This is a genomic window from Streptomyces sp. NPDC046925 (assembly GCF_040644915.1).
Classification (GTDB): Bacteria; Actinomycetota; Actinomycetes; order Streptomycetales; family Streptomycetaceae; genus Streptomyces.
On record NZ_JBEYWZ010000002.1, the window covers coordinates 1,428,865 to 1,454,031 of the forward strand.

The window sequence follows — 25,167 nt, forward strand, 5'->3', positions numbered from 1 at the left end:
CCGCAGGCACCTCTGTCGGTGTCTGCTGGCAGGATGGCCGCATGCCGAATCCAGTACTGCACTCGATCCACTACTACCCGCTCAAGGCGGTCGGGGGACACGCTCCGCGTGAGGCCGTCGTCGAGCCCTGGGGGCTCGCGGGTGACCGGCGGTGGGTACTGGTGGACGGCGACGGGCAGATCGTCACGCAACGGCCCCATCCGAAACTCGCGTTGGCCGCCGCCGAGCTCCTGCCCGGCGGCGGCATACGCATGTCCGCGCCCGGCCTCGAAGCACTGACGGTCGCCGTGCCGCCCTCCGGCAAGACCGTCACGGTGGACATCTGGAAGGACCTCGTCGAGGCGGAGCCCGCCGACGACGCGGCGCACGCGTGGTTCAGCGCCTATCTGGACACGGACGTCAGACTCGTCCACCTCGCCGAGCCCGCGACCCGGCGCCCCGTCGACCCCGCGTACGCCAGGGAGGGCGAGACCGTCTCCTTCGCCGACGGGTATCCCCTGCTCCTGACCACGCTCTCCTCCCTCGACGCCCTGAACTCGCTCATCGCGCAGGGCGACCACTCCGACGAGGGCCCCCTGCCCATGAACCGCTTCCGGCCGAATGTGGTCGTGGACGGGACGGCGCCCTGGGCCGAGGACGACTGGTCGCGCGTCGCGATCGGTGACATCACCTTCCGGGTGGCGAAGATGTGCGGCCGCTGTGTCGTGACCACCACCGACCAGCGCACCGCGGAGCGCGGCAAGGAGCCGCTGCGGACGCTCGCCCACCACCGCCGCTTCGGCGACCAGCTGGTGTTCGGCCAGAATCTGGTGCCGGAGACGACTGGATCGATCAGGATCGGTGACCCGTTCACCGTTCTCGACTGAGGGCCCCGGAGCGGGGAACTCGAAGGCCCGGTCCGGACGTTGGGCGGAGAGGAGAAGGGTGATTTCGCTCTCTCTTCTCCCCGCCGACGCGTGGGCCGTGCCGGTCGCGGTTATGACGGACGCGGAAGGGGGTGCAGGACTGTGCGAGCACTTGTCGGACTCTGGCGCTGGCGGCACAATCCGCTGCGCCGGAAGACCGACCTCGTCGAGGCCTGGGTGGCCTGCGCGGCGTTGCTCCTCATCGTCCTCGCGGCGCCACTGGCCGGATTCGCGGTCGGCGGACTCTCCAAGGACGCCCTGCAGGAGTCCGTGCGCCAGCAGCGCGAGGTGCGTCACGAAGTCGCGGGCACGGTGATCAAGAAGGTCTCCAGACCTCCCGTGGACCCCGATCCCGAGACGTCGTCCGCGCGTGACAGGCACAGCCGTGTGCTTGCCCAGTGGACGGCCCCGGACGGCACGGCGCACTCCGGCACGGTCCTCGCCGACCTCCGGTCCCCCGACCCGGGCGACCGCTTCAAGCTCTGGACGGACGAACACGGCCAGGTGGTCGGCCGCCCGCTGGACGACGCGACCGCGAGCACGCACGCCGCCCTCGCCGGATTCGGTGTCGCGGCGGCAGTGGCCGGCCTCGTCGAGGGCACCCGGCGGCTCGTCGTCTGGCGGATCGTCCTGCGGCGTTATGACCGCTGGGACCAGGCCTGGGACAAGGCAGGACCGGACTGGGGACGCACCGGCACCGGCTCCTGAGCCGCCGCCACCGGTTCCCGGTGGCGGTGAGAGACCGGCGATGACCAGGTGAGAGCCTGGCGATCGGGTCAACTCCCCCTCCCCGCGCGCGCTACGGTGGACCGGCCGAACTCTTCGGCGCCTTGCGCGAGGTCGTGAGGTCCCGCGTACGACAAGGTGGGGGCAGAGCAACTCCATGGCACAGGGCACGGTCCAGGTGACGCACACCGGTACCTCGCGGTGGCGGCGCCGCACGGGTGAGTACGCATCGCTCGCTGCCGCCTTGGAGGCCGCGGGCGACGGAGACGTGCTCACCATCACCCCCGGCACGTACCGCGAGAACCTCGTCGTCCAGCGGGCGGTGACGCTGCGCGGCGAGGGCTCCCCCGGTTCCGTACGCATCGCGCCGTCGGACGGGGTGCCGCTCACCGTCCGCTCGTCCGCCGTGGTGCAGGACCTGCACGTCGAGGGGCAGGACTCGGCGGCGCCCGCGCTGCTCGTCGAGGACGGCGCACCCGAACTGGTCGACATACGCGTGGTGACGCGCTCCGCGGCCGGCATCGAGGTGCGCGCCGGCGCACGCCCGACCGTGCGGCGCTGCACGGTCGACAACCCCGGCGGCATCGGCATCGCCGTGCTCGACGGCGGGGGCGGTGTCTTCGAGGAGTGCGAGGTCGTGTCGGCGGGACAGTCGGGCGTCGCCGTGCGCGGCGGCGCGCATCCCCGCCTCGAGCGCTGCCGGGTGCATCACGCGTCCGGCTCGGGGCTCTCGGTGACCGGCGAGCACTCGGGTCTCGAGGCGCTCGGCTGCGAGGTGTACGAGGTCAAGGGCTCGGGCGTGCAGGTCACCGGTCGGGCGGCCGCGCATCTGACGGACTGCGACGTGCACCGCACGACGTCGGACGGCGTCACGCTCGACACGGACGCGGTGCTCACGCTCGCCGACTGCCGGATCCATGACATCCCGGAGAACGCGATCGATCTGCGTTCCCGCTCGGTCCTGACCCTGACCCGTTCCACGGTGAGCCGGTTCGGGCGCAACGGCCTGTCGGTGTGGGACCCGGGCACGCGCGTGGACGCCAACCAGTGCGAGATCCACGACAGCACCGGCGACTACCCCGCGGTGTGGGTCAGCGACGGCGCCACGGCGGTCCTGGAGTCCTGCCGGGTGCACGACGTGCCGGACGCGCTGTTCGTCCTGGACCGCGGCTCGCGCGCGGACGTCGTCGACAGCGATCTCTCCCAGGTGCGCAACACCGCGGTCTCCGTGAGCGACGGCGCGACGGCGCAACTGGACGACTGCCGTATCCGCGACGCCGCCACCGGTGCGTGGTTCCGCGATCACGGCAGCGGCGGCACCCTGGCCAACTGCACGGTGGACGGCGTGCAGACGGGCGTCATCGTCACCAAGGGCGCCGACCCCACCATCGAGCGCTGCACGGTCACTTCACCCGCGGAGGCCGGTTTCTACGTATCGGCGGGCGGCCGCGGCAGCCTGCACGGCTGCCGGGTCAACGACAGCGGCGGCTACGGCTTCCACGTCATCGACGGCTGCCGTACGACGCTGAAGAAGTGCCGTACGGAGCGGTGCGCGCGCGGCGGCTTCGAGTTCGCCGAGGACGGGCCGCTCGTCGAGGACTGCACCAGCGACGAGAGCGGCGGGGTGCGGACCGCGGCCTCCGCGGCGCAGGAGCCCGCCCCGCAGACGGCCACGCAGACCGCGGGCCTGCTCGGTTCGGTCCCGGGGCCGCGCCCCACGGACCCGGCCGCGGACACCTCCGCCCCGCAGCCGCCGTCCCGCTCGTCGAAGGACGTGCTCGGTGAACTCGACACACTGGTCGGCCTGGACAGCGTCAAGCGCGAGGTGCGCGCCCTGACCGACATGATCGAGGTCGGCCGGCGCAGGCAGCTCGCGGGGCTCAAGGCCGCGTCCGTGCGCCGCCACCTGGTGTTCACGGGCTCTCCCGGCACCGGCAAGACGACCGTGGCGCGGCTGTACGGCGAGATCCTGGCGTCGCTCGGCGTCCTGGAGAGCGGGCACCTCGTCGAGGTCTCGCGCGTCGATCTGGTGGGCGAGCACATCGGTTCGACGGCGATCCGCACCCAGGAGGCGTTCGACCGGGCGCGCGGCGGTGTGCTGTTCATCGACGAGGCGTACGCCCTCTCGCCCGAGGACTCCGGGCGAGACTTCGGCCGGGAGGCCATCGACACGCTGGTGAAGCTGATGGAGGACCACCGGGAGGCGGTGGTGGTGATCGTCGCGGGCTACACGGCGGAGATGAAGCGCTTCCTGTCCGTCAACCCCGGTGTGGCGTCCCGCTTCTCACGGACCATCACCTTCGGTGACTACGCCCCCGAGGAGCTGCTGCGGATCGTCGAGCAGCAGGCCGAGGAGCATGAGTACCGCCTCGACACGGGGACGGGCGAGGCCCTCCTGAAGTACTTCACGGTGCTTCCCAAGGGCCCGGCGTTCGGCAACGGCCGCACCGCGCGCCAGACGTTCGAGGCGATGGTGGAGCGGCACGCGGGACGGGTCGCCCAGTTCGAGGAGCCGAGCACGGACGACCTCACGCTGCTGTATCCGGAGGATCTACCGGAGCTGCCGTGACCACGGCGGCGGGCTCGGCGGGCTCCGCGGCCTCGGTCGTCCGGGGGCGCGGGGCGGGCACGGCGGGCTTGAGGCGGGCGAGCAGCTTTGCGCGCTCCTGCGCGAAGGCCGGGTCCGCCTGGTATTCGGAGTGGCCCAGGATCGGTGCGGGCAGCGGGTGTTCCTCCGTGCGGCCGTAGACCAGGGGGTCCTTGAGCGCCTCGCGGTCGACCTGCGGCCCGTCGCCGTCGGGGACGACCCTGACGGGGCCGCCGATCGGGTCGGTGGTGCGGTGGAGGTTGCGCCAGCAGTCGACCTCGCGGTGCAGGGAGTTGAGGGCGGCCGGGCCGAAGTGGGCCGGGAACCAGCGTCCGTAGAGGCGCTCCAGGGGTGAGCCGTAGGTCAGGAGGGCGACCCTCTTGCGGACCGAGGGCCACAGCTGCCAGGCGGCCGCGGCGGCCAGGACACTGCCCTGCGAGTGACCGGAGATGACGAGCCTGCCGCCCGTGGCGCGCGTCGCGCGGGTCCACGTGTGCATGCGCCAGGTGAGGTCGGGGACGGCACGCTCGGCGTAGCAGGGGGGTGCGAAGGGGTGGGCGGCGCGGGGCCAGAACGTGCCGACGTCCCACAGGATGCCGATGGTGCGGCGTGCGGAGGCGTCGCGGTAGGCGCGGCGGCCCCAGGTCACGAACAGTATGAAACCGAAGCCGATCAGCCAGGAGCCGAGGGCCTGCGAGGTCTCGGCCACTCCTTCGAAGAAGGCGGGCAGCCCCTGCGCGGCCTCGCTGGGCACTTCCTCGCTCACCCAGGCGCCGACGAGCGCCCCCGCGCCGAGCAGCAGTGTCACCGCCGATGTGATGCCCACCAGGAGCGGCGCCCGGTCGGTGAGGGCGGCCCGCGCGCGTGTGCCCGCGATGCGGCGGCTGCGTGCGGCGTCCTCGGGCTCGCCGGGGTACTCGGCCGGGATGGTCGCCCGGTCGGCGCGGGCACGGCGCCAGGTGCGGACACCGAGCCAGCCGCAGAGCGCCGCGACGACCACCAGGAGGGGCGGGATCACGGACGCCTGCCAGGTCAGCAGCACGGGCGGGCCGTCGATGGTGCCGCCGGACCCCGGCTCCCCCGCACCGTCCAGCCAGTCGGCGACGCGCTGGGCGCCGCCTCCGGACATCACGCCGCCGAGCGCGCAGGACAGCATGGCGACGGCCGGTCCCGCGAAGCCCCGCAGCGCGGTGCGGGGATCGGGCGCCGTGCGGTAGAGCGCGCGGGCGACGACCGCGAGGGCGACGACCAGGAGCCCCTGGCCCAGGGCGATGGCCCCGAAGCTCGCGTTGCCCGGCAGCCTGCCCTCGGAGGTCCACTCGGGGCGTGACCACCCGGCGTACACGAGGGTCAGGGCGAGCAGGGCGAGTGCGGCCAGGGGCAGCCGGTGGATCAGCTTCTCGTCGAGGTGCTGGTCGAGTTTGTTCTCGCTGCGGCCCCTGCGCCAGACCACCAGGACGACGATGCCCCCGCCCAGGACGAGCGTCACGTCCAGGACCCAGCCGAGGACGTCGAGCAGCGGGGATCCGCCGGGGCGCCGGTCGTGGCGCGCGGCCGACGTGCCGACGGCGGCGGCCACCGTGAGGAATCCCGCGGCCGTGTGCGCGGCCCGCAGACGGGCCACGAGACGGCGTCCGTACCAGAATCCGGGCTTGCCGAGCGCGGTTCGTCCGGGCTCCTCCTCCGGGTCCGTCTGGTGGGGCAGCGGTGTCTGGGATTCGTACGCGCTCCAGGTGCGCTGGGAGAGGTACCAGAGCAGTCCCGTGAGCGCGGCGGGCACGACGGCGGCGAGGGCGAGGCGGCGGCCCGGCTGGCTCCACCAGCCGCCGTGTCCGGAGGCGTCGGGCGCCAGGAAGCCGAGCCAGGAGCGCTCGGCGGCGCACTCGGGGGTGCCCGCGCACTGCCAGGCCGTCAGGTCGACGGCGACCTCGCAGGCGGCGGCGACGAGCAGGACGGTGAGGCTGAGCCCGATGAGGCGCACCAGGAGGCCGTACGTGCGGACCGTCTTCTTCATGCGCCGTGACGTGGGGCGCATCCAGTGCGCGAGGTTGACCACCATGAACGGCAGGAGCAGGAGCCACAGGGCCCGCGAGCCGTTTCCGGAGGTGAGGTTGCACCAGACGTACGCCTCGGGGACCGGTTTGCCGCGGTAGTCGTCCGGGCGCTTCTCGGCGTCGGCGTCCTCGGCGCGGCGGAAGACGGCCGCCGTGTCGTCGCCGGAGATGCGGACGGTCCTGGGGTCGTCCAGCATCGCCTGGGGTGTCGTGCCCCCGACTCCGTGCACGAGGAGTTCGAGAGCCGTCTCTTCTCTTTGGTCTGCTGCCACCGTTCCGCTTCCCCCGAATGTGCGCGTGGTCAGGCAAGTAGGATCTCCGCTCACGGCCCCGCCCACACTTCTCCACACGTAATCTCCCCGTTCGGGGTGAACGCACGGCATCGGGCGGTGGGCCGCCCGTCAGTGGCGCATGCGAGGATGAGGCAGCGCATTTGACGGGCGCGACGGGCGTGACGAGGCAGAAAGGCCGGACGGACGTGAGCGAGAATCAGAACCTCCTCGCGGAGCAGCGCCGCGCCTTGATCCTCGACGAGGTGCGCCGCCGGGGCGGCGTCCGTGTCAATGAGCTGACCCGCAAGCTGGGTGTCTCGGACATGACGGTCCGCCGGGATCTGGACGCCCTCGCCCGCCAGGGTGTCCTGGAGAAGGTGCACGGCGGGGCGGTGCCGGTGGTCGAGGCGAGCACGCACGAGCCGGGGTTCGAGGCGAAGTCGGGCCTGGAGCTGAACGCCAAGGAGGACATCGCGCGCACCGCGGCCTCCCTGGTGGCGCCGGGCACGGCGATCGCGCTCTCCGGCGGCACGACGACGTACGCTCTGGCCCATCATCTCCTCGACGTGCCGGACCTGACGGTGGTGACGAACTCGGTGCGGGTCGCGGACGTCTTCCACTCCGCGCAGCGCACGTCCGGGCGGCGGCAGGGCGCGGCCACCGTGGTCCTCACGGGCGGGGTGCGCACTCCGTCGGACTCGCTGGTCGGCCCGGTCGCCGACCAGGCGATCGGCGCGCTGCACTTCGACGTGCTCTTCCTGGGTGTGCACGGCATATCGGCGGAGGCCGGTCTGTCCACGCCCAATCTCGCGGAGGCGGAGACCAACCGGCGTCTGGTGCAGTCGGCGCGGCGGGTCATCGTGGTCGCCGACCACACCAAGTGGGGGACGGTGGGCCTGAGTTCGTTCGCCACCCTGGAGCAGGTCGACACGCTCGTGACCGATGCCGGGCTGCCGACGGAGGCGCGGGCGGAGATCTCCGAGCATCTGCGGCGCCTGGTGGTCACGGACGAACCCGCGGAGCAGGGCCCGGAGAGACGGGGAATGGTCGCGGAGCGGGCGGAGAGCGCCGGAGGCACCGCAGACATCTGACGGCCCGCCAGCTATGGTGACGGTGGACGGTCAACCACCCGATTCCGCTTGGGGGCCGATTTCGATGGCACGCCGACTGGGGCCCGTGGGCCTTGAGTTCGCCGAGACCGCTCCAGTGCGACTGGTCTTCGCCCGTGAGGTCAGCGCATCCCCGGAGGCGGTGTACCGCGCCCTGGCCGACGACGTGACCGACTGGCCCAAGTGGTTCACCGCGGTCACGCTGTGCCGCCCCATCGACACCGCGGACGGCGGCAAGGGCCGCGAGGTGCGGCTCAAGGGCGGTACGCGCTTCTGGGAGACCATCGTCGCGGCCGAGCCGGCGGAGCGGTACGCCTACCGCGTCGACGAGGCGAACGCCCCCGGCCTGCGCGCCCTCCTGGAGGAGTGGCGGCTCACCCCGGCCGGTACCGGCACCCGCGTGCAGTGGACGTTCGCCGCGGACGGCGCGGCGCCCTTCCGCTTCGCCCTGAAGCTCGGCAGGGCCGGCATGGGCCGGGCCTTCCGCGACGCCGTCACGGCCCTGGACCGACGCCTCGCCGCGGCCAACGCCTGAACTGCGGCCGGTAGTTGAGGACTCTCAGGTCCAAGTGCCGTTAGCGAGGAGCGACTTGATGGCGGCCGCGTACGGCGTGATGTCCAGGCCCTGCTCGGCCAGCCACGCGTCCGAGTAGTACTTGTCCAGATAGCGGTCGCCGGGGTCGCAGATGAGTGTGACGACGCTGCCGGTGCGGCCCGCGGCCACCATCTCGGCAACGATCTTCAAGGAGCTCCACAGTCCGGTTCCGGTGGAACCGCCCGCCTTGCGGCCGATCGCCTGCTCCAGGGCCCGTACGGCGGCGACGCTCGCCGCGTCCGGCACCTTCATCATGCGGTCGATCGCGCCGGGCACGAAGCTCGGCTCCATCCGGGGCCTGCCGATGCCCTCGATGCGGGAGCCGCAGTCGCTGGTGGCGTCCGGGTCGTGGTTGGTCCAGCCGTCGAAGAAACACGAGTTCTCGGGGTCGGCGACGCAGAGCCGGGTGTCGTACTGCATGTAGTGGACGTAGCGGGCGATGGTCGCCGATGTGCCGCCCGTGCCCGCCGTGGCGACGATCCACGCGGGTTCCGGATAGCGTTCGAGACGCATCTGCTGGTAGATCGATTCGGCGATGTTGTTGTTGCCGCGCCAGTCGGTGGCCCGCTCCGCGTAGGTGAACTGGTCCATGTAGTGGCCGCCGGTGTCGACGGCGAGGGCGGCGGACTCGGCGTACATCATGCGCGAATCGTCCACGAAGTGACACTGACCGCCGTGGAATTCGATCAGTCGGCACTTCTCGGCGCTGGTCGTGCGGGGCATCACCGCGATGAAGGGCACCCCGATCAGCTTGGCGAAGTACGCCTCGGAGACGGCCGTCGAGCCGCTGGATGCCTCGATGACCGGCCGTCCGGGCCGGATCCAGCCGTTGCAGAGGCCGTAGAGGAAGAGCGAGCGGGCGAGCCGGTGCTTGAGGCTGCCGGTCGGGTGGGTCGATTCGTCCTTGAGATACAGGTCGATGCCCCACTGCTCCGGCAGCGGGAAGCGCAGCAGATGGGTGTCGGCGGAGCGATTGGCGTCCGCCTGGACCTTGCGTACGGCTTCATTGAGCCACGCCCGGTATTCCGCGTCGCTGCGGTCCACGTCGAGCGTGGCGATCGGGTCATCGGCTTGATGATGCTGTGTGGTGCTCACCGCGCGGCTCCTTGGGCGTCAACCTGGCCGCGCTCGGCGCGGGCCGTACGCTTCGATCATAAGCACCTTCCACACGCTCCTCACCTGCATAAACACACCTTTGAGCACCTCAAAGGAACACCTGGCTCAGTCGGCTGACACAGCGGCACGGCACACTGTGAAGTTGACGGGGTCCATTTGTGACCCCGTCTTCATACGCACTGGTGCTCGACGCCTTGTGCGTGCAGACTGCACCGCACGGGACCGCGGTCTCGTACGGAACGACCAACCGAATCGCTCAAGGGGGCGGAACGTCATGGCGGAGCCGGATTTCACGGCCACGGGCGTGCGCATCGGACGACGACTGCGCTCACTCACCCGGGCCGGTCAAATCCGCATCACCGACGGCAGGTTCGAACTCCTCACGAGCTACGGCCGGGAGATCGACAGCGCGCCGGTGCAGACGGTGCGGGCCGGAAAGCCGTGGTTCGCCGCCGACGACCGCGCCCTCGCCGAGCTGAACGGCACCCGCTACCGGCTCACCCTCTCCGAGCATGAGCCGGCGCCCGGCAAGTCGGGGCCGCCCACGGTAGGCAAGTTCATCGACGCGGTTCGCAGGGCCGGAGGCCACAGGGCACGCGCCTGAGAGACCAGGCACGCCCGGGGTGCGGTGCGAGTTGCATGCCCGCGCCCCCTGAGTCACTCTGGTGTCACATCACTCTGGGTTCATCGGCGATGACGCTGCGAACCAGCCCGCCGGCACCAACAGCAGCCGGCAGACCCCGCGGCCGCTGCTGAATCCGATCGTCGCCTTCTTCCGGACGCATTTCGGGGAGTCGCAACCGTGATCAGCCAGCCAAGCAGGTATTGCACGGTGGAGCTTCAGGCCCTGCCGTCGCGGATCGGCCAGGTCCGCAGAATCGTATCGGCGCAGTTGCGCTACTGGCATCTCGATCCATTGATAGACCAGGCCGCGCTCGGTGTGACCGAGCTCCTGACCAACGTGCACCGCCACGCACAGCCGGACAAGGTGTGCACCGTGGAGATCGAGCTGCTGCTCGACCGCCTCACCGTCTCCGTGCACGACCACGATCCGCGACTGCCCGAGGTACGCGACGCGGAGCCCTTCGAGACGTGCGGCCGCGGGCTCGCCATGGTCGCCGCGGTCAGCGAGAGCTGGGGTGTACGGCCCCGCGGTGACGCGGGCAAAGTCGTCTGGTTCACCCTTCCGGCCCCTACGCCTGCCGTCGCCATGCCGTCCAGGTATCCGGCGTACGGCGTGGCCACGCCCGGCCCGTTCGCGGACCTGGGCGCCGGGCCGCAGTCCCTCGCCGACGGGCACGCGCCCGGACATGCTCCCGCCCGGTCGGCCGTTGTCGGCTGACCGGGCGGTGACAGGCTCCGCGGGGCGAGGCGTGCCGGGCTCCGGAGGGCGAAGGCCGCCGGGCTCCGGCAACCGGGTGTCCCGCGTCTCCGCGTCCTACGTCACTCGGTGGCGATGGCACGCAGCACGTCCAGGCGTGCGGCCCGCCGTGCCGGACGCAGACCCGCGAGGGCTCCCGCCGCCAGGCCCACCAGGACGACCACCGCCAGCTGCACGGGTGGCACCGCGAACGCGAAGGCACTGCTCGTCGCGCCGTCAGAGGCCTTGACGAGCACCCAGCCGAGGAAGCCGCCGAGCGCGAGGCCACCGGCCGTGCCGAAGGCGGCCACGAGCACCGACTCCCAGCGGACCATGGCCCGCAGCTGCGCCCTGGTCTGGCCGACGGCACGCAACAGGCCGAGCTCGCGGGTCCGTTCGTGGATCGCGAGGGTCAGCGTGTTGGCGATGCCGAGCAGCGCGATCAGGACGGCGAGCGCCAGCAGGGCGTAGACGAGTGTCAGCATCATGTCGATGCCGCCCGCCGCGGACTGTGCGTACTCGCTACGCGTCTGCACGTCCGGATTGCCGTACTGTTGCGCGGTCCTGGACACGGCCGCCTTGCCGTCGTCCGCGCTCACGCCGTCCTTGAAAGTGACGGAGACGAGGCTGTCGGCGTCCTGCATGCGGTGCGGCGCCCATGCCTCGCGGGTGATGACGTAGTCCCCCGCGAGCTCCGACCTGCCGTACAGCGCACGGACGGTGAAGGTGCTCTTCTTGCCGTCGGCGAAGGCGAGTTCGGTCGTGGAGCCGACCTCGAGGTCCTGCTTGCCGGCCTCCTCGCGGGTGATCGCGATGCCGTCCGTGCCGAGGCCGGTCAGCGATCCGTCGACCTTGCCCAGGTCGAAGGAGTCGGCGAAGGGGGCCGGGTCGGTGACGGTCAGGGCGCGTCCTTGTCCGTCGATCTCCGCCGCGCCCTTGCCGAGGCCGACCGCGGTGGCGACCTCCGGCCGCTCGGCGAGCGCGGGAGCCAGCTTGGGGCTGAGTCCGCTGCCGCCCGCGCCGAAGCCGGGGGTGCTGATGGCCAGGTCACCGGCGAAGGAGCGGTTCACCGTCTGGTCCATGGTCGCCTTCAGCGAGGCGCCGAAGACCGTGAAGAGCGAGACGACGGCGACGCCGATCATCAGGGCGCTCGCGGTGGCGGCGGTCCGTTTGGGGCTGCGCAGGGCGTTGCGCCGGGCGAGCCCGCCCGTGACGCCGCGCAGCCGGTCGAGCGGCCCGCCGAGAATGCGTACCGCCCGCGAGGACGCGACGGGCCCGAGCACGACGAACGCGGCGAGCGCGAGGACCGCCCCGGCCCCGGCCAGCCACACGGACGGGCTGACGAGGACGCCGGTCAGCGAGAGGCCGACGGCGGCCAGTGCGAGGAGGGTGCCCGCCACGGCGCGTGAGCGTGACGCCCCGGAGTGGTCGACCGCCGTCTCGCGCAGCGCGGCGAGCGGTGCGGTGCGCCCGGCGCGGACGGCGGGCAGCACGGCCGAGCCGAGGCAGACCACGATGCCGACGGCGAGCGGCAGCAGCATCGACAGGGCGCTGATCACCAAGTCGCCCTCGGGGAAGGGGAATCCGATGGCCGGGAACAGCGCCTGGAGTCCGGCCGCGATTCCGATGCCGCCCGCGAGGCCGGCGGCGGACGCCACCACGGCCACCACGCTCGCCTCGATGAGGGTGGACGCGGTGACCTGCCGGCGCGAGGCACCGAGCGCGCGCAGGAGGGCGTTCTCGCGGGTGCGCTGGGCGACGACGATCGCGAAGGTGTTGTGGATGCTGAAGGTCGCGACGAGCAGGGCGATGCCGGAGAAGACGAGCAGGAAGCTGGTGAAGAGCGTCAGGAACTGCCCGGAGAGGTTCTCGGTGTTCTCCGCCGCCGACGCCTCACCGGTGATCGCCTCGACTCCCTTGGGCAGTACGGGGTTCAGCGTGTCGACGAGTTCCTGTTCGCTCGTGCCGGGGCCGGCCCGCACCTGGATGGACGCGGCCTCGCCGGGCTCGGGCGTGAGGTACTTCTCCGCGTCGGCCAGTGTCATGCCGGTGAAGGTGGTCTGCGCCATGCCGTCCTCGCCGCCGAAGGTCGCGAGGCCCACGATCGTCACCTTGACGGGGTCGGGGGTGCGTAGCGTGGTCGTGTCGCCGATCTTCAGGTCACCGGCTTCGGCGGCACCCCGGTTGACGACGACCTCGCCGGACCGGGCGGGAGCGCGGCCCTCGGCCAGCTGATAGGCGTTCAGCTCGCCGTCGTCGATCCAGTTACCGGCGAGGGTGGGCGGGCCTTCGCCGCCGACGGGCTTCCTGTCCTTGCCCAGGAGCTGTCCGGCGCCCTGGACGGCGGGGGCGGCGGCGGCCACCCCGTCGGCCTGCTCGATCTTGTCGACGAGCGAGGTCTTGACGGGCTGCCGGGTGCCCTGGCTGTCGTCGGGCGTGGTGATGGTGGCGGCGCTGCGGACGACGGCGTCGGTGCCGCGCGTGGCGTTGCCGAACATCGTGTCGAAGCTGCCGCGCAGGGTGTCGCCCATGACGAGCGTGCCCGCCAGGAAGGCGACGCCGAGCATGACCGCGAGGAACGTACCGGCGAAGCGTCGCTTGTGGCCGCGCAGGGAGGAGAGGCTGATGCGCGCGGACGTGCGGAGGGAGCTCATGACGGTGCCTCCTCGCCGTCGGGGTCGGCCGCGGTCTTCGTGTCGAAGGCCTTGAGCCGGTCGAGGACCTGGTCGGCGGTCGGGTCCGTCATCCTGTCCACGAGGCGGCCGTCCGCCAGGAAGACGACCTCGTCGGCGTGGGCGGCGGCCACCGGATCGTGGGTGACCATGACGACGGTGCGGTCCATCTGGCGCACCGCACGGCCGAGCAGACGCAGGACCTCATCGCCGGAGCGCGAGTCGAGGTTGCCGGTCGGTTCGTCGGCGAAGACGACGTCGGGGCGGCCCGCGAACGCCCTTGCCACGGCGACGCGTTGCTGCTGGCCGCCGGAGAGTTCGGCGGGCCGGTGGTGGAGTCGGTCCCGCAGACCCACGACGTCGATGAGGGCGTCGGTCCACTCCGCCGACGCACGGTCACCGCGCTGTCCCGCGAGGTCCATCGGGAGCGTGATGTTCTCGGCCACGGTCAGCGTCGGCACCAGGTTGAAGGCCTGGAAGACGAAGCCGACGCGGTCGCGGCGCAGCAGCGTGAGGCGGCGGTCGTCGAGCGTACCCAGCTCGGTGCCGCCGATGTGGGCGGCACCCGAGGTGAGGGTGTCCAGGCCCGCGGCGCAGTGCATCAGGGTGGACTTGCCCGAGCCCGACGGGCCCATGATCGCGGTGAAGCGTCCGGCGGGAAAGCCGACGCTCACCCCGTCCAGGGCCCGTACGGCGGTGTCGCCGCTGCCGTAGACCTTGACGGCATTGGTGACGCGGGCGGCGTCGAGGGCTGTGGTGCCGGTGCCGGGGTGTCCGGTCGCGGTGGTCATGCCGCACCGCCCTTGGGGGTGCGTCCGAACTCCTCGTTCAGGACGGACAGGCGCCGCCAGTACTCGTCCTCGTCGATCTCGCCCGCGGCGAAGCGACGGCCGAGCACGGCGATGGGCGACTTCTCGTCGATGCGTACGTGGTGCTCGGCGCCGTAGCGCTGCCACGGTGCGCGGCGGCCGCGCCAGACGGTGCAGCGCAGGAGGGTGATGCCGCCGATCACGACGGCCGCCCAGATGAGCGGGAAGAACAGGATCCACGGGCCGGGCCCGCCGTCAAAGTGAGCCAGGGTGTTCATGGTGTCCATCTCCTCGGAGGTCGGCCGACGGTTCGGCTTGTGCGATGTTTCGAGGCTCGCGCTCCGAGGGGGTCCGAGTCGTCGTACGGCCAGCGGCAGTGCGTGTACCACCGCGGGAGTACGCGGGGGCTGCGGGGCTGCTCCCGGACCTGCTCCCGGACCTGCTCCCGGACCTCTGTACCTACTGGTACGGCATCCATTGGTACGGCCCGTCTGGAATTCTGTACCTACTAGTATGTACAGTGTGTTCATGAGCACCCCCGAGCGGCTGATCGAGTCCACCCGCGAGCTCCTGTGGGAGCGCGGTTACGTCGGCACGAGCCCCAAGGCGATCCAGCAGCACGCGGGCGCGGGGCAGGGCAGCATGTACCACCACTTCGCCGGAAAGCCGGACCTCGCGCTCGCCGCGATCCGGCGCACGGCCGAGGAGATGCGCGCCACCGCCGAGGCCGTTCTGGGCGGCACGGGATCGGCGTACGAACGCGTCGAGGCGTATCTGCTGCGCGAGCGCGACGTGCTGCGGGGCTGCCCGGTCGGGCGGCTGACGATGGACCCGGACGTCGTGGCGAGCGACGAGTTGCGCGCGCCCGTCACCGAGACGCTCGACTGGCTGCGGGACCGCATCGCCGGAATCGTCGAAGAGGGCCAGGAGCGCGGTGAGTTCGCGGCCACGCTCGACGCCCGGGCGATCGCGGCGACGGTCGTCGCGACGGTCCAGGGCGGCTATGTGCTGGCTCGCGCTTCGGGTTCGCCCGCGGCCTTCGACACCGGCGTACAAGGCCTGCTCGCTCTCCTCTTCGCCGCCACCTCCCCTTCTGCGTAAAGGATTTGAAGAGCCGTGCACATCAACCACGAGCGGCCCGAGAGCCGGACCGGCCCGGCCGAGAACTTCACGGGCACGGTGTGGCTGGAGGAGATCGCCGCGCCGCCGTCCCCCTCCCGGCTGCGGATGTTCAACGTCCGCTTCGCCCCCGGAGCGCACACCGCGTGGCACCGCCATCCGCACGGCCAGGTCCTGCACGTGCTGGCGGGCGAGGGTCTGGTGCAGCGCAAGGGCGGTGAGGCGCAGACGATCCGGGCGGGCGACACCGTCTGGATCGAGCCGGACGAATGGCACTGGCACGGCGCCGCGCCCCGCACCTTCATGACGCATCTGGCGGTCGTCGAGGCTGCGGACGACGGCACGACCACGCACTGGGACGCGCATGTGGGCGCGGACGAGTATCCGGCGGCGGGCGAGCCCCCGGCGACCGACGACCACCCGGCGACCTGAGCGCGAGGAGCGAACGACCGCCATGCACGCGATGCAGTACGAGATCACACTGCCGGCCGACTACGACATGGGCATCATCCGCAATCGGGTGGCGACCAAGGGCCATCTCCTCGACGACTTCCCGGGCCTCGGCGCCAAGGCGTATCTGATCCGGGAGCGCGGCGTGGACGACTCCCCCGTGAACCAGTACGCGCCGTTCTACCTCTGGAACACCCCCGAGGGCATGAACTCCTTCCTCTGGGGCCCCGGATTCCAGGGCATCGTCGACGACTTCGGGCGGCCGGAGGTGCAGCACTGGACGGGTCTGGCGTTCGCGGAGGGGTCAGCGGCGTCGGCTACGACCTCTTCCGCCGCGAAGTCCGCGATACGGCGCCGCATGCGTATCCCGGCCCGCACCCACTTGGGCGGCCTCGCAGAGGAACTTGCCCTGGAAGCTGACAGGTTGGCACGTCAGGAAGGCGCGATCTGCGCGGCGACGGCCATCGACCCCCGCACCTGGGAGGCACTGCACTTCTCCGTCTGGGACCACACTGCTCCGAAAGAGCCGGGGGACGTGTTCCAGGTGCTGCACGTCTCCGCACCGGAGCAAGGGCTGCTCACCCGGGGGCGGCAATGGTGAACGCAGCGAGCAGCCCCACGCCGACCACCGCCCACACGGTGCGTACGGTCCTCGGGGACACGCCACCGTCCGCACTCGGCATCTGCGACGCCCACGACCATCTGTTCCTGACGAGCCCTCAACTGCCCGGCCAGGAGCTGGATTCGGCCACGGCAGCGGCACAGGAGCTGGCGGCGTTCCGGGCGGCCGGGGGCGAAAGCCTGATCCAGTGGACGCCGCACGGGATGCGCCGCAGGGCAGGAGATCTGGCCGAGCTCTCCCGGACGTCGGGCGTACACATCGTCGCCGCGACGGGACTCCACCAAGCCGCGCACTACACACCGGAGTTGCTGACCCGGCTCCGCACCGATGGCCTCGCGGACCTCTTCGTACGAGAGCTGACCGAGGGCATCGCCGGCACCGGCGTACGGGCCGGGCTGATCAAAGTCGCGGGCGGCTTCCACGGCCTGGACGCTCACGCCCGCTGGACGATGAGGGCGGCGGCCGAGGCCCACCACGCGACGGGGGCGCCCATCTCGGTCCACCTGGAACTGGGCACGGGCGCGCTGGACGTCATCGACCTGCTGTGCGGCGAGTCGGACGTGCCGCCCGACCACCTGATCCTCGGCCACCTGAACCGCTCCCCCGACCTGACGATCCACCACCAGGCCGCCGAAGCAGGCGCGTTCCTCGCCTTCGACGGCCCTTCACGCGCCCACCACGCCACGGACTGGCGCATGCCCGAAGCCGTACGCTCCCTGACCGAGGCGGGCTTCGCCGGCCAACTGCTCCTGGGCGGCGACACGACAACGGCGGCCGCCCGCGCGGCAGACGGCGGACCCGGCATGCCGTACTTGCTCCGCGGGGTGCGACCACGGCTCGAACTCGCCGTGGGCAAGGACGTGGTGGAGCGGATGTTCACCGAGAACCCGGGGCGGGCGTTCGCGGTGGAGTGGGCACGGGGAGGGGCTGGGCCCTCAGATCGGTGAGGTCCGCAAGCCCGCCGTCACGTGTGAGAGCAGCTGTGCCGGGGCGTCCTCCTGGATGGTGTGGCCCGCGTCGTCCACCCAGGTCAGGTCGGCGTGCGGGATCCGGGTGCGGAGGAAGTCGGCGAACTCCGTTGGGAGCAGGCGGTCTTGGCGGGCCCAGATGATGTGGGTCGGCAGGGTCACCTTGCCGAGGAGGGGTTCAAGTTCGTCTGTCTGTGACTGGGCGAACGAACGGTACTGGCGGTAGAACGCCGCCTGGCCTTCCGTGCCGCGCCACGGGTCGATGTACGCGTCCAGGACGCCCGGCCCGTAGCCCGTGTGCGTGGCGTGGCGGAGGTGGCTGGCCACCAGCGCCTCATGGGCGTAGTCGGGCAGCTGCTCGAAGACGTGCGCGTTCTCGCGGATGAGCTTGAAGTAGCCCGTGCCCCACTCGCCGCCGCCGACCGCGTCGACCAGCGTGAGGTCCGCGTACTCCGCGCCTTCCAGGAGCAGCGCACGCAGCGCCACGGCGCCGCCGACGTCGTGCGCTACGACGCTGGGGCGGGCCGAGTGGTCCGCGTTGCCTGAAGGGTTCGCGCGGCCTGAGCGCTCCGCGCGCCCCAGGCCCCAGTGCGTGAGCAGGTCGGCGAAGATTCTGGCCTGTGCCGCCAGGCCGACGTCCTGCCCCTGACGCTGCTCCGACTGCCCGAAGCCGAGCAGATCCCAGACGTAGACCTTGCGGGTGCGGGCCAGGGCGGGGGCCATGTCGCGCCAGATGTACGACGAGAACGGCGAGCCGTGCAGGAGGACCACCGGGTCCCCCTCCCCGAACGACGCCCACCTCACACAGCCGTCCGGCGTCTCGAACTTCTCCCCCAACGGCCACCGCTCGCGCCACTGCCGCGTCATCTCACGCCTCCCGCTCGTATCAATCCGCTCTCTCGTCACGCTCCGGAGATCGACGTTACCAGTAGAGCTCATTAAGCGGTAACCCCCATTATTCGTATTGCACCGGGCGTTCCAAAACATGTACCGTTCCGGCATGGCCCGACCGAGAACCTTCGACGAGGAACGGGCCCTGGACGCGGCGATGCGCGCCTTCTGGGCGAATGGCTACGAGGCCACCTCGACCCAGGATCTGTGCGAAGCCACCGGCCTGGGCCGCAGCAGCATCTACAACACCTTCAGCAGCAAGCACGCCCTCTTCCAGCGAGCCCTGGCCCGCTACATCGACACCATGACGGCCACGCAGCTCGCGATCCTGGAAGACGCCGGGCGCCCCCCGATGGAGCGCCTCCGCGCCGTCTTCGCCCGCATCGTCGACTCCGAGTTCGAGTGCCGCGAGGACGAGCACAGCATCGGCTGCCTGACCGTCAACACGACCGTGGAGCTCGCCGGGCGCGACCCCGAGTCCGCCGAGTTGCTCGCGCGTGACCTCGCGGTGCGGCTCGCCGCCATCAGCGCCGTCATCCGCGCAGGACAGAGCAGCGGAGACATCACCTCCACGCGGGACGCGGGCGACCTGGCCCGCTTCCTGAACGCCGTCATCGGCGGCATGCGGATCTCGGCACAGGGCGGCGCCGATCGCGCCACCCTGACAGCCATCGCCGAGACCGCCCTGGACTCACTGGCCCACTGACACGCTCATTGGCCCACTGACACGCTCACTGGGTCACTGACCCGCGGCCGAGACCGCCTCCCCGCACAGACCAGACCCGGACTCCTCCGGCAATTCCGCGCGCCTCGATTTTGTACTGCTCAGTTCATAACTTACACGTACCCCGACAGGAGCCCCCATGCCCCGCGCCGTCTATCTCCTGGCCCTCGGCATCTTCGCCATGGTGACCAGCGAATTCGTGGTCGCCGGCCTGATGCCGCAGATGGCCGACGGACTCGACGCCACGATTCCGGAGATCGGCTACCTGATCACCGCCTTCGCCGCGGCGATGGCCTTCGGCGGCCCGTTCCTCACCGTCGCGCTTCTGAAAATGCGTCAGAAGAGCGCCCTGCTCGTCCTCTTCGGCATCTTCCTCGCGGGCAACGTCCTCGCCGCCCTCGCCCCGGACTACCGCACCATGCTGGTGGCCCGCGTCATCACGGGCATCGCCTCGCAGGCCTTCTTCGGCATCTCCATATCCCTGTGCGCACGGCTGACCCGGCCCGAAGTGCGGGGCAGGGCCATCGCGTTGGCGCTCAACGGGCTGATGCTGGGCACACTCCTGGGGCTGCCGCTCTCCACCGTCATCGGTGAACACCTGGGCTGGCGCGCCGCGTTCTGGGCCATCACCGGCCTGACCGTCCTCGCCGCGCTTGCCACCCTCGTCGGAGTGCCGCGCGTAGAGAGCGGCGACGACGACGGCGGCGACCTCCGCCAGGAACTCGCCGCCTTCCGCAGCCCCCGGCTCTGGCTGACCCTCACCACCAGCACCTTCGTCATCGGCGCCACGTTCTCCGCCTTCAGCTACCTCAATCCGATCCTCACCGAGGTCACCGGCTTCTCCACCGGCACCGTCCCCCTGCTGCTCATCGCGTACGGAGCGGCCACCGTCGTCGGCAACACCGTCGTCGGCCGGTTCGCCGACAAGTACGCCGTGCCGGTGCTGCTCATCGGCCTGCTGCTCAATCTGGCCTTCCTCGCGGGCTTCGCCGTATTCGCCGAACTGAGCTTCCCCGCCGTGGCGTTGATGATGGGCATCGGCCTGGTCGGAGTCACCATGAACCCGGCCCTCGTGACCCGCGTCCAGCGCACCGGCAACGCCCGGCCGTTGGTCAACACCGTCCACTCCTCGTTCATCACCCTCGGCATCATCGTCGCCACGTCCGTCGGCGGACCGGCCATCGACACGTTCGGGCTGCGGGCGCCTCTCTGGATCGGCGCCGCACTCGCCGGAATCGGCCTCCTCACGCTGCTGCCCGACCTGAAGCGGTTGCGCGCCGGACGAACCGGCGTCGCCCCGGCGGCAGTTGAGGGACAGGGGGCGGACGTGAAGGAGGCCGCCCGCGTCTAGGGCCCTAGCCGAGCGCCCCGATGGGGTCGTCGAGCACCGGCTGCCAGGCCAGCTCGGCGGCCCCCACCAGGCTGTTGTGGTCCAGCGTGCAGGCCAGGATCGGTACGCCCCCGCTGCGCCCCCACAGGCTCCGGTCGGCGACGACGGCCCGCAGCCGCTCGGGGTCGGCCTCCAGGAGCGCGCGGTGCAGTCCGCCCAGGATGATGCGGTCCGGGTTGAGGATGTTGACCAGGCCCGCGAGTCCCAGACCGAGGCGGTCGATCAGTTCCTCGGCGGCGGTACGGACCGCGGGGTCGGCGCCCGCGTCACGGAGCAGGTCACGGGCCTGCTGCAACAGCCCCTCGGGGCCGGGCTCGCGGCCCGCCGCCGTCAGGAAGGCCAGCGGGTCCGTCTCGACGTCCAGACAGCCCCGGCCTCCGCAGTAGCAGGGGCGGCCCTCCGGGTTGACCGTGAGGTGGCCGACCTCGAGCGCGAGGCCCGAACTGCCGGTGTGCAGGCGCCCGTCGAGGACGAGCGCACCGCCCACCCCCCGGTGCCCGGTCGCGACGCACAGCAGATCGCGGGCGCCGCGCCCGGCGCCGTGCCGGTGCTCGGCAAGGGCGGCCAGGTTGACGTCATTGGCGGCGAACGCCGGTCCCGCGATACCGGCGTCCCGTACGCGGTCGGCGAAGATCTGGCGGACCTCCGAGCCCGCGGGCCACGCCAGGTGCAGCGGGTTGAGGGCGGTGCCCTCCGGTTCGGCGACGGCCGACGGCACCGCGAGGCCCGCGCCCACGCACCGCCTGCCGGTCTTCTCCAGCAACTGCGCGCCGGCATCGATCACCGAGCCGAGCACCTGCGCCGGGTCGGCGTCGATCGTCTCGCAGCCGGGCGCGGTGGCCACGATCCGGCCGCCGAGCCCGACGAGCGCGGCCCGGAAACCGTCGGAGTGCACCTGGGCGGCGAGCACGACAGGTCCGTCGTCCGCGATGGAGAGTCCGTGCGAGGGGCGGCCCTGGGAACCCGCGGGCGCGCTGGGCTTCGCGTCGATCCTGATCAGGCCCAGCGCCTCGAGCTCGGCGGCGACGGCGCCCGCCGTGGCCCGGGTGACGCCGAGTTCGGCGGTGAGCACGGCACGGGTCGGGGCGCGGCCGGTGTGGACGAGCTCAAGGGCGGGACCGAGCGCGCCGCGCCCGCGCTCCAGGCGCGTACGCGTGGACAGATCCCCCTCGGTACGGGAGGCAGCCTTGCCGTTCATGAGGGCGAGTCTCCCATGATCCGTACGCCGTCTCGCCGTTCGGCCGACATCTGCTCGTACACCGTTCGTCCACTGCCCTTCCCCTGGAGTCCCACAGGTTTTCTCCGCCCACCGGTGACCGCCGCCTCACACGAGGCGTCTTGTCCGCCACGGGTGCACACCTCTACCCTGACTTTGTGCCGCTACTAAACAAAACCACGTCCGCAGCGTCGCGGGCCACTCCCCCGAACCTTGTCCGGCTCCGTGTCGCACTCACCGTCTTCTTCGCGCTCGACGGCTTCATCTTCGCCGGATGGGTCGTCCGCATCCCCGCCATCAAGGAACAGACCGGCGCGTCGGCGAGCGATCTCGGGCTCGCGCTGCTCGGGGTCTCCGCCGGTGCGGTGATCACGATGACGCTCACCGGACGGCTCTGCCGCCGCTTCGGCAGCCATCCGGTGACCGTGGCCTGCGGAGTCCTGTTGCCGCTGAGCATCGCGCTGCCGCCGCTGACGCATTCGGCACTCGCGCTCGGGCTCGTACTCCTGGTGTTCGGAGCCGCCTACGGCGGGATCAACGTGGCGATGAACAGCGCCGCCGTCGACCTGGTGGCCGCCCTGCGGCGCCCGATCATGCCCAGCTTCCACGCCGCCTTCAGCCTGGGCGGCATGGCGGGCGCGGGGCTCGGCGGGCTGATCGCCGGGTCCCTGTCCCCCACCCGGCACCTGCTCGGCCTCACCGTGCTCGGCCTGCTCGTCACCGCCGTCGCCGGACGCGCGCTCCTGCGCCTCGAAGCGCCGGTGCCCGCGGCCGACCGCCCGGACACGGACGCCGCCCCCGCGCGCCTCGACGGCCGCACCCGCCGAATGGTGATCGTCTTCGGCCTCATCGCCCTGTGCACGGCCTTCGGCGAAGGCGCGCTCGCCGACTGGGGCGCCCTCCACCTCGAACAGGACCTGGCCGCCCACCCCGGCGTCGCGGCCGCCGGGTACTCCTGCTTCGCGCTCGCCATGACCATCGGCCGGCTCAGCGGAACCACCCTGCTCGAACGCCTCGGCCAGACCCCCATACTCGTCGCCGGCGGCACCACGGCCGCCGCCGGCATGCTCCTCGGCGCGCTCGCCCCCACCGTCTGGCTGGCGCTCGTCGGCTTCGCCGTCACCGGCCTCGGGCTCGCCAACATCTTCCCCGTCGCCGTCGAGCGCGCGGGCGCCATGGCCGGACCCAACGGCGTCGCCACCGCCTCCACCCTCGGCTACGGCGGCATGCTCCTGGGACCGCCCGCGATCGGCTTCATGGCCGACTGGTTCACCCTGCCCATCGCCCTCACCAGCGTGGCCGTACTCGCGGGCCTCGCCGCACTGATCGGACTCACGGCCCGTCGGTGACGGGGGGGGGCTTCGCCGCCGCCTGTCCGACTCCAACGTGCCGCGAGCGGTTGTTGGTTAGGGTGAGGGACAGGCTGGCGAGTTCGGGTCTTGGGCAGGGGAAGCGGAGGCCGCAGGTTCATGGTTGCTCACCGGTCGGACGAAGGGCCGCGCCCTGACGCCGCTTCGGGCGTCCGGGGGAAACAAGATCCGGACTACCACTTACCGCTCGCGGTGCTTCCCCCGCCCCTGCGTGCCCGGCTCGCGCTGATCGCCGTCATCGCCGCCCTGGTGGTCGTCGTGCTCGGGGTCATGTACGCCGGGCACAGCCAGTCGGGCGCCGTGGACAGGTGGTTCGTACAGCCGACGGACGACAGTGTGGGCCAACCGTGGCGGGGCGTCGCTCTGGCCACGGATTTCCTGGGTGAGCCCGCTGGAGCGGCGGTGCTGGTCGTGGCCGCCGTGGCGGCCTGTCTGCTGCGGCGGCGGCCTCGCGCGGCCGTGTTCGTCGTGGCCGCCACCGGGCTGACCGTCGTGACGGCGACGCTGCTCAAGTTCCTGGTGGGACGCACCATCCACGGACCCGAGAACCTGTCCTACCCGAGCGGGCACACCGCCTTCTTCACCGCGCTCGCCCTCGTGGCGGCGCTGCTCGCGACCGGCCCGCTCGGCCTCGGCAGGACGGCCGGCGCGCTGCTCGTGCTCGGCGCGGCGCTGGTCGCCGGTATCGCCATGGGCTGGGCGCAGGTCGCTCTGGGCGCGCACTACCCGACCGACATTCTCGGCGGCTGGTGCACGGCGCTTGCCGTGGTGCCGGTGACCGGCCTCCTTGTCGACCGGGTGGCCGACAGCGGCGCGTGGAAGCGCCGCTGACGTCGCCTCAACTCACGCGAAATCCCACGCGAAACCCCACGCGAATCCTCATGCGAAAGGCCGGAACACCGGCTTCACCGGCCGCCCCGCAAGCCAGGGAGTGGGGTCACCGGCGTCAAGTGCCTTCCGGTACACCGCACATGCCTGGGCCACCACGTCGACGGTGCGGTCGATGTCCGCGTCGTCGAGCGCGCTGCTCACCACGAACGACGGGGCGAGCACCCCGCCCGCCAACAGCTGTCGCAGGAACAGGGTGCGGTACGGCTGCGACGGCTGCCGGTTCTCGTCCAGGGTGGCGAAGACCAGGTTGCTGGCCCGCCCCCGGACGAGGACGTGGTCGCCGACGCCCATGCCGGCCGCGACCTCGCGCACCCCGGCGGCCAACCGCTCGCCGAGGGCGTGCAGGCGCGCGGTGATGCCTTCCTCGGCGTAGGTGGTGAGCACGGCCATCGCCGCTGCCAGGGAGTGCGTCTCCGCGCCGTGCGTGGTGGACAGCAGGAACACCCGCTCCTCTGAGTGGCGCAGGCCGCCCCGCTCCATCAGGTCGCGGCGCCCGGCGAGCGCGGAGACGGCGAACCCGTTGCCCAGCGCCTTGCCGAACGTGGAGAGGTCGGGGGTGACCCCGTACAGGCCCTGGGCGCCCGCCTCGGACCAGCGGAGGCCGGTGATCATCTCGTCGAAAACCAGCACGCAGCCGTGCCGGTCGGCCAGGTCCCGCAGGCCCGCGAGGTAGCCGGGCGGCGGTTCGGTGTGGGTGGTGGCCGGTTCGAGGATCAGGCAGGCGATCTCGCCCTCGTACCGGGTGAGCAGCTCCTCCGTCGCGGCCAGGTCCCCGTACGGGAAGGTGACGGTGAGGTCGGTGGTCGCCGCCGGGATACCGGCGGACATCGGCGTGGTGGCGATGAACCAGTCGTCGACGGAGAAGAACGGATGGTCGCCGCAGATGGCCACCCGCGGGCGCCCGGTGACGGCGCGGGCGAGGCGTACCGCGCCGGTGGTGGCGTCGGAGCCGTTCTTCGCGAACTTCACCATCTCGGCGGTCGGCACCGTGGCCAGGAAGCGTTCCGCGGCGTCGGCCTCCACGATGGACGGCCGGACGAAGTTGCTGCCGCGGTCGAGTTCCCGCCGTACCGCTTCGAGCACGCGTGGGTGCGCGTGGCCGAGGCTGACCGACCGCAGGCCCGAGCCGTACTCGATGTAGCGGTTGCCGTCGACGTCCCATACATGGGCGCCCTGGCCGTGGCTGATGACCGGAGCCAGGTCTTCGGGGTACTGGTCGTCGCCCTTGGCGTAGGTGTGCGCGCCCCCGGGGATCATGGCGTGCAGCCGCTCGTTCGCCTTCCGCGACTGCGGCAGTCGGAATTCTTCGGTGCTCACGCCG

Annotated in this window: 23 protein-coding genes; 15 read left to right on the top strand and 8 right to left on the bottom strand. The window is 71.7% G+C overall.

The genetic code is table 11. From position 1 onward, the window contains the following. Positions 1 to 41 precede the first annotated feature (41 nt). The 3 genes from ABZ906_RS12960 (at position 42) to ABZ906_RS12970 (ending at position 4,200) form a co-directional block, all read left to right on the top strand. Entirely contained in the window at positions 42 to 866 is an 825-nt protein-coding gene (locus ABZ906_RS12960; RefSeq protein WP_361381187.1) for an MOSC N-terminal beta barrel domain-containing protein, read from the top strand. A 141-nt stretch (positions 867 to 1,007) separates the two neighbouring features. Next, the gene (locus ABZ906_RS12965; protein WP_361381189.1) at positions 1,008 to 1,613 is read left to right on the top strand and encodes a hypothetical protein; all 606 of its coding nucleotides are present in this window, start codon (positions 1,008 to 1,010) and stop codon (positions 1,611 to 1,613) included. Between the two features lie 175 nt (positions 1,614 to 1,788). Then, positions 1,789 to 4,200 (top strand): right-handed parallel beta-helix repeat-containing protein, encoded by a 2,412-nt coding sequence (locus tag ABZ906_RS12970; protein ID WP_361183403.1) that lies wholly within the window; start codon positions 1,789 to 1,791, stop codon positions 4,198 to 4,200. Here the strand turns inward: ABZ906_RS12970 and ABZ906_RS12975 are convergent. Then, a complete protein-coding gene (locus tag ABZ906_RS12975) occupies positions 4,160 to 6,469 on the bottom strand; it encodes a hypothetical protein (protein ID WP_361381466.1) in 2,310 nt (769 codons plus the stop codon). The genes ABZ906_RS12970 and ABZ906_RS12975 overlap by 41 nt on opposite strands. A 281-nt stretch (positions 6,470 to 6,750) precedes the next feature. Between ABZ906_RS12975 and ABZ906_RS12980 the strand changes: the two genes are divergently transcribed. Continuing rightward, entirely contained in the window at positions 6,751 to 7,635 is an 885-nt protein-coding gene (locus tag ABZ906_RS12980) for a DeoR/GlpR family DNA-binding transcription regulator (RefSeq protein ID WP_361381192.1), read from the top strand. Positions 7,636 to 7,699: 64 nt separating this feature from the next. Further along, positions 7,700 to 8,188, top strand: coding sequence for an SRPBCC family protein (locus ABZ906_RS12985; protein ID WP_361381195.1), 489 nt, complete (start codon positions 7,700 to 7,702; stop codon positions 8,186 to 8,188). A 24-nt stretch (positions 8,189 to 8,212) separates the two neighbouring features. On the opposite strand, the gene ABZ906_RS12990 is transcribed toward ABZ906_RS12985, so the two are convergent. Further along, positions 8,213 to 9,343, bottom strand: coding sequence for a PLP-dependent cysteine synthase family protein (locus tag ABZ906_RS12990; protein ID WP_361381198.1), 1,131 nt, complete (start codon positions 9,341 to 9,343; stop codon positions 8,213 to 8,215). Between the two features lie 295 nt (positions 9,344 to 9,638). Here ABZ906_RS12990 and ABZ906_RS12995 point away from each other — a divergent pair, with 295 nt between their 5' ends. Next, positions 9,639 to 9,968, top strand: a complete 330-nt coding sequence (locus ABZ906_RS12995) for a hypothetical protein (protein WP_361183409.1) — start codon at positions 9,639 to 9,641, stop codon at positions 9,966 to 9,968. Between the two features lie 198 nt (positions 9,969 to 10,166). Beyond that, positions 10,167 to 10,706 carry an ATP-binding protein gene (locus tag ABZ906_RS13000; RefSeq protein ID WP_361183410.1) on the top strand — a complete coding sequence of 180 codons (540 nt, stop codon included), beginning with the start codon at positions 10,167 to 10,169 and terminating at the stop codon, positions 10,704 to 10,706. 101 nt (positions 10,707 to 10,807) lie between these two features. Here the strand turns inward: ABZ906_RS13000 and ABZ906_RS13005 are convergent, their stop codons facing one another. From ABZ906_RS13005 to ABZ906_RS13015, 3 genes are read right to left on the bottom strand one after another with little or no spacing between them, the layout of a single operon-like run. Then, on the bottom strand, positions 10,808 to 13,378 hold the full coding sequence (locus tag ABZ906_RS13005; RefSeq protein ID WP_361381201.1) for an ABC transporter permease: 2,571 nt from the start codon (positions 13,376 to 13,378) through the stop codon (positions 10,808 to 10,810). Then, the gene (locus ABZ906_RS13010; RefSeq protein ID WP_361381204.1) at positions 13,375 to 14,187 is read right to left on the bottom strand and encodes an ABC transporter ATP-binding protein; all 813 of its coding nucleotides are present in this window, start codon (positions 14,185 to 14,187) and stop codon (positions 13,375 to 13,377) included. Before ABZ906_RS13010 ends, ABZ906_RS13005 begins: the two co-directional genes overlap by 4 nt. Then, positions 14,184 to 14,483: an SHOCT domain-containing protein gene (locus ABZ906_RS13015; RefSeq protein WP_361381206.1), complete on the bottom strand. Its 300-nt coding sequence runs from the start codon at positions 14,481 to 14,483 to the stop codon at positions 14,184 to 14,186. Before ABZ906_RS13015 ends, ABZ906_RS13010 begins: the two co-directional genes overlap by 4 nt. 250 nt (positions 14,484 to 14,733) lie before the next feature. Between ABZ906_RS13015 and ABZ906_RS13020 the strand changes: the two genes are divergently transcribed. Genes ABZ906_RS13020 through ABZ906_RS13035 form a run of 4 tightly spaced genes read left to right on the top strand, consistent with a single transcriptional unit; the run spans position 14,734 to position 17,343 of the window. Then, a complete protein-coding gene (locus ABZ906_RS13020; protein WP_361381209.1) occupies positions 14,734 to 15,306 on the top strand; it encodes a TetR/AcrR family transcriptional regulator in 573 nt (190 codons plus the stop codon). A 15-nt stretch (positions 15,307 to 15,321) separates the two neighbouring features. Beyond that, on the top strand, positions 15,322 to 15,756 hold the full coding sequence (locus ABZ906_RS13025; protein ID WP_361381211.1) for a cupin domain-containing protein: 435 nt from the start codon (positions 15,322 to 15,324) through the stop codon (positions 15,754 to 15,756). A 22-nt stretch (positions 15,757 to 15,778) separates the two neighbouring features. After that, positions 15,779 to 16,375, top strand: coding sequence for a DUF4865 family protein (locus tag ABZ906_RS13030; protein ID WP_361381214.1), 597 nt, complete (start codon positions 15,779 to 15,781; stop codon positions 16,373 to 16,375). Then, on the top strand, positions 16,369 to 17,343 hold the full coding sequence (locus ABZ906_RS13035; protein ID WP_361381217.1) for a phosphotriesterase: 975 nt from the start codon (positions 16,369 to 16,371) through the stop codon (positions 17,341 to 17,343). Before ABZ906_RS13030 ends, ABZ906_RS13035 begins: the two co-directional genes overlap by 7 nt. Here ABZ906_RS13035 and ABZ906_RS13040 read toward each other — a convergent pair. Further along, the gene (locus ABZ906_RS13040; RefSeq protein WP_361381220.1) at positions 17,332 to 18,231 is read right to left on the bottom strand and encodes an alpha/beta hydrolase; all 900 of its coding nucleotides are present in this window, start codon (positions 18,229 to 18,231) and stop codon (positions 17,332 to 17,334) included. The two genes, ABZ906_RS13035 and ABZ906_RS13040, sit on opposite strands and share 12 nt — an antisense overlap. A 133-nt stretch (positions 18,232 to 18,364) precedes the next feature. Between ABZ906_RS13040 and ABZ906_RS13045 the strand changes: the two genes are divergently transcribed. Both ABZ906_RS13045 and ABZ906_RS13050 read left to right on the top strand, forming a co-directional pair. After that, a complete protein-coding gene (locus ABZ906_RS13045; RefSeq protein WP_361381224.1) occupies positions 18,365 to 18,961 on the top strand; it encodes a TetR/AcrR family transcriptional regulator in 597 nt (198 codons plus the stop codon). Between the two features lie 157 nt (positions 18,962 to 19,118). Continuing rightward, on the top strand, positions 19,119 to 20,330 hold the full coding sequence (locus ABZ906_RS13050; RefSeq protein WP_361381227.1) for an MFS transporter: 1,212 nt from the start codon (positions 19,119 to 19,121) through the stop codon (positions 20,328 to 20,330). A 4-nt stretch (positions 20,331 to 20,334) separates the two neighbouring features. On the opposite strand, the gene ABZ906_RS13055 is transcribed toward ABZ906_RS13050, so the two are convergent. Then, positions 20,335 to 21,567: an ROK family protein gene (locus ABZ906_RS13055; protein ID WP_361183429.1), complete on the bottom strand. Its 1,233-nt coding sequence runs from the start codon at positions 21,565 to 21,567 to the stop codon at positions 20,335 to 20,337. A 176-nt stretch (positions 21,568 to 21,743) separates the two neighbouring features. Here ABZ906_RS13055 and ABZ906_RS13060 point away from each other — a divergent pair, with 176 nt between their 5' ends. Beyond that, a complete protein-coding gene (locus ABZ906_RS13060) occupies positions 21,744 to 22,934 on the top strand; it encodes an MFS transporter (protein WP_361381230.1) in 1,191 nt (396 codons plus the stop codon). A 213-nt stretch (positions 22,935 to 23,147) separates the two neighbouring features. After that, complete coding sequence (locus ABZ906_RS13065) at positions 23,148 to 23,786, top strand: phosphatase PAP2 family protein (RefSeq protein WP_361381233.1); 639 nt, start codon at positions 23,148 to 23,150, stop codon at positions 23,784 to 23,786. 48 nt (positions 23,787 to 23,834) lie between these two features. Here the strand turns inward: ABZ906_RS13065 and ABZ906_RS13070 are convergent, their stop codons facing one another. Continuing rightward, positions 23,835 to 25,163 carry a glutamate-1-semialdehyde 2,1-aminomutase gene (locus ABZ906_RS13070; RefSeq protein WP_361381236.1) on the bottom strand — a complete coding sequence of 443 codons (1,329 nt, stop codon included), beginning with the start codon at positions 25,161 to 25,163 and terminating at the stop codon, positions 23,835 to 23,837. Positions 25,164 to 25,167 lie beyond the last annotated feature (4 nt).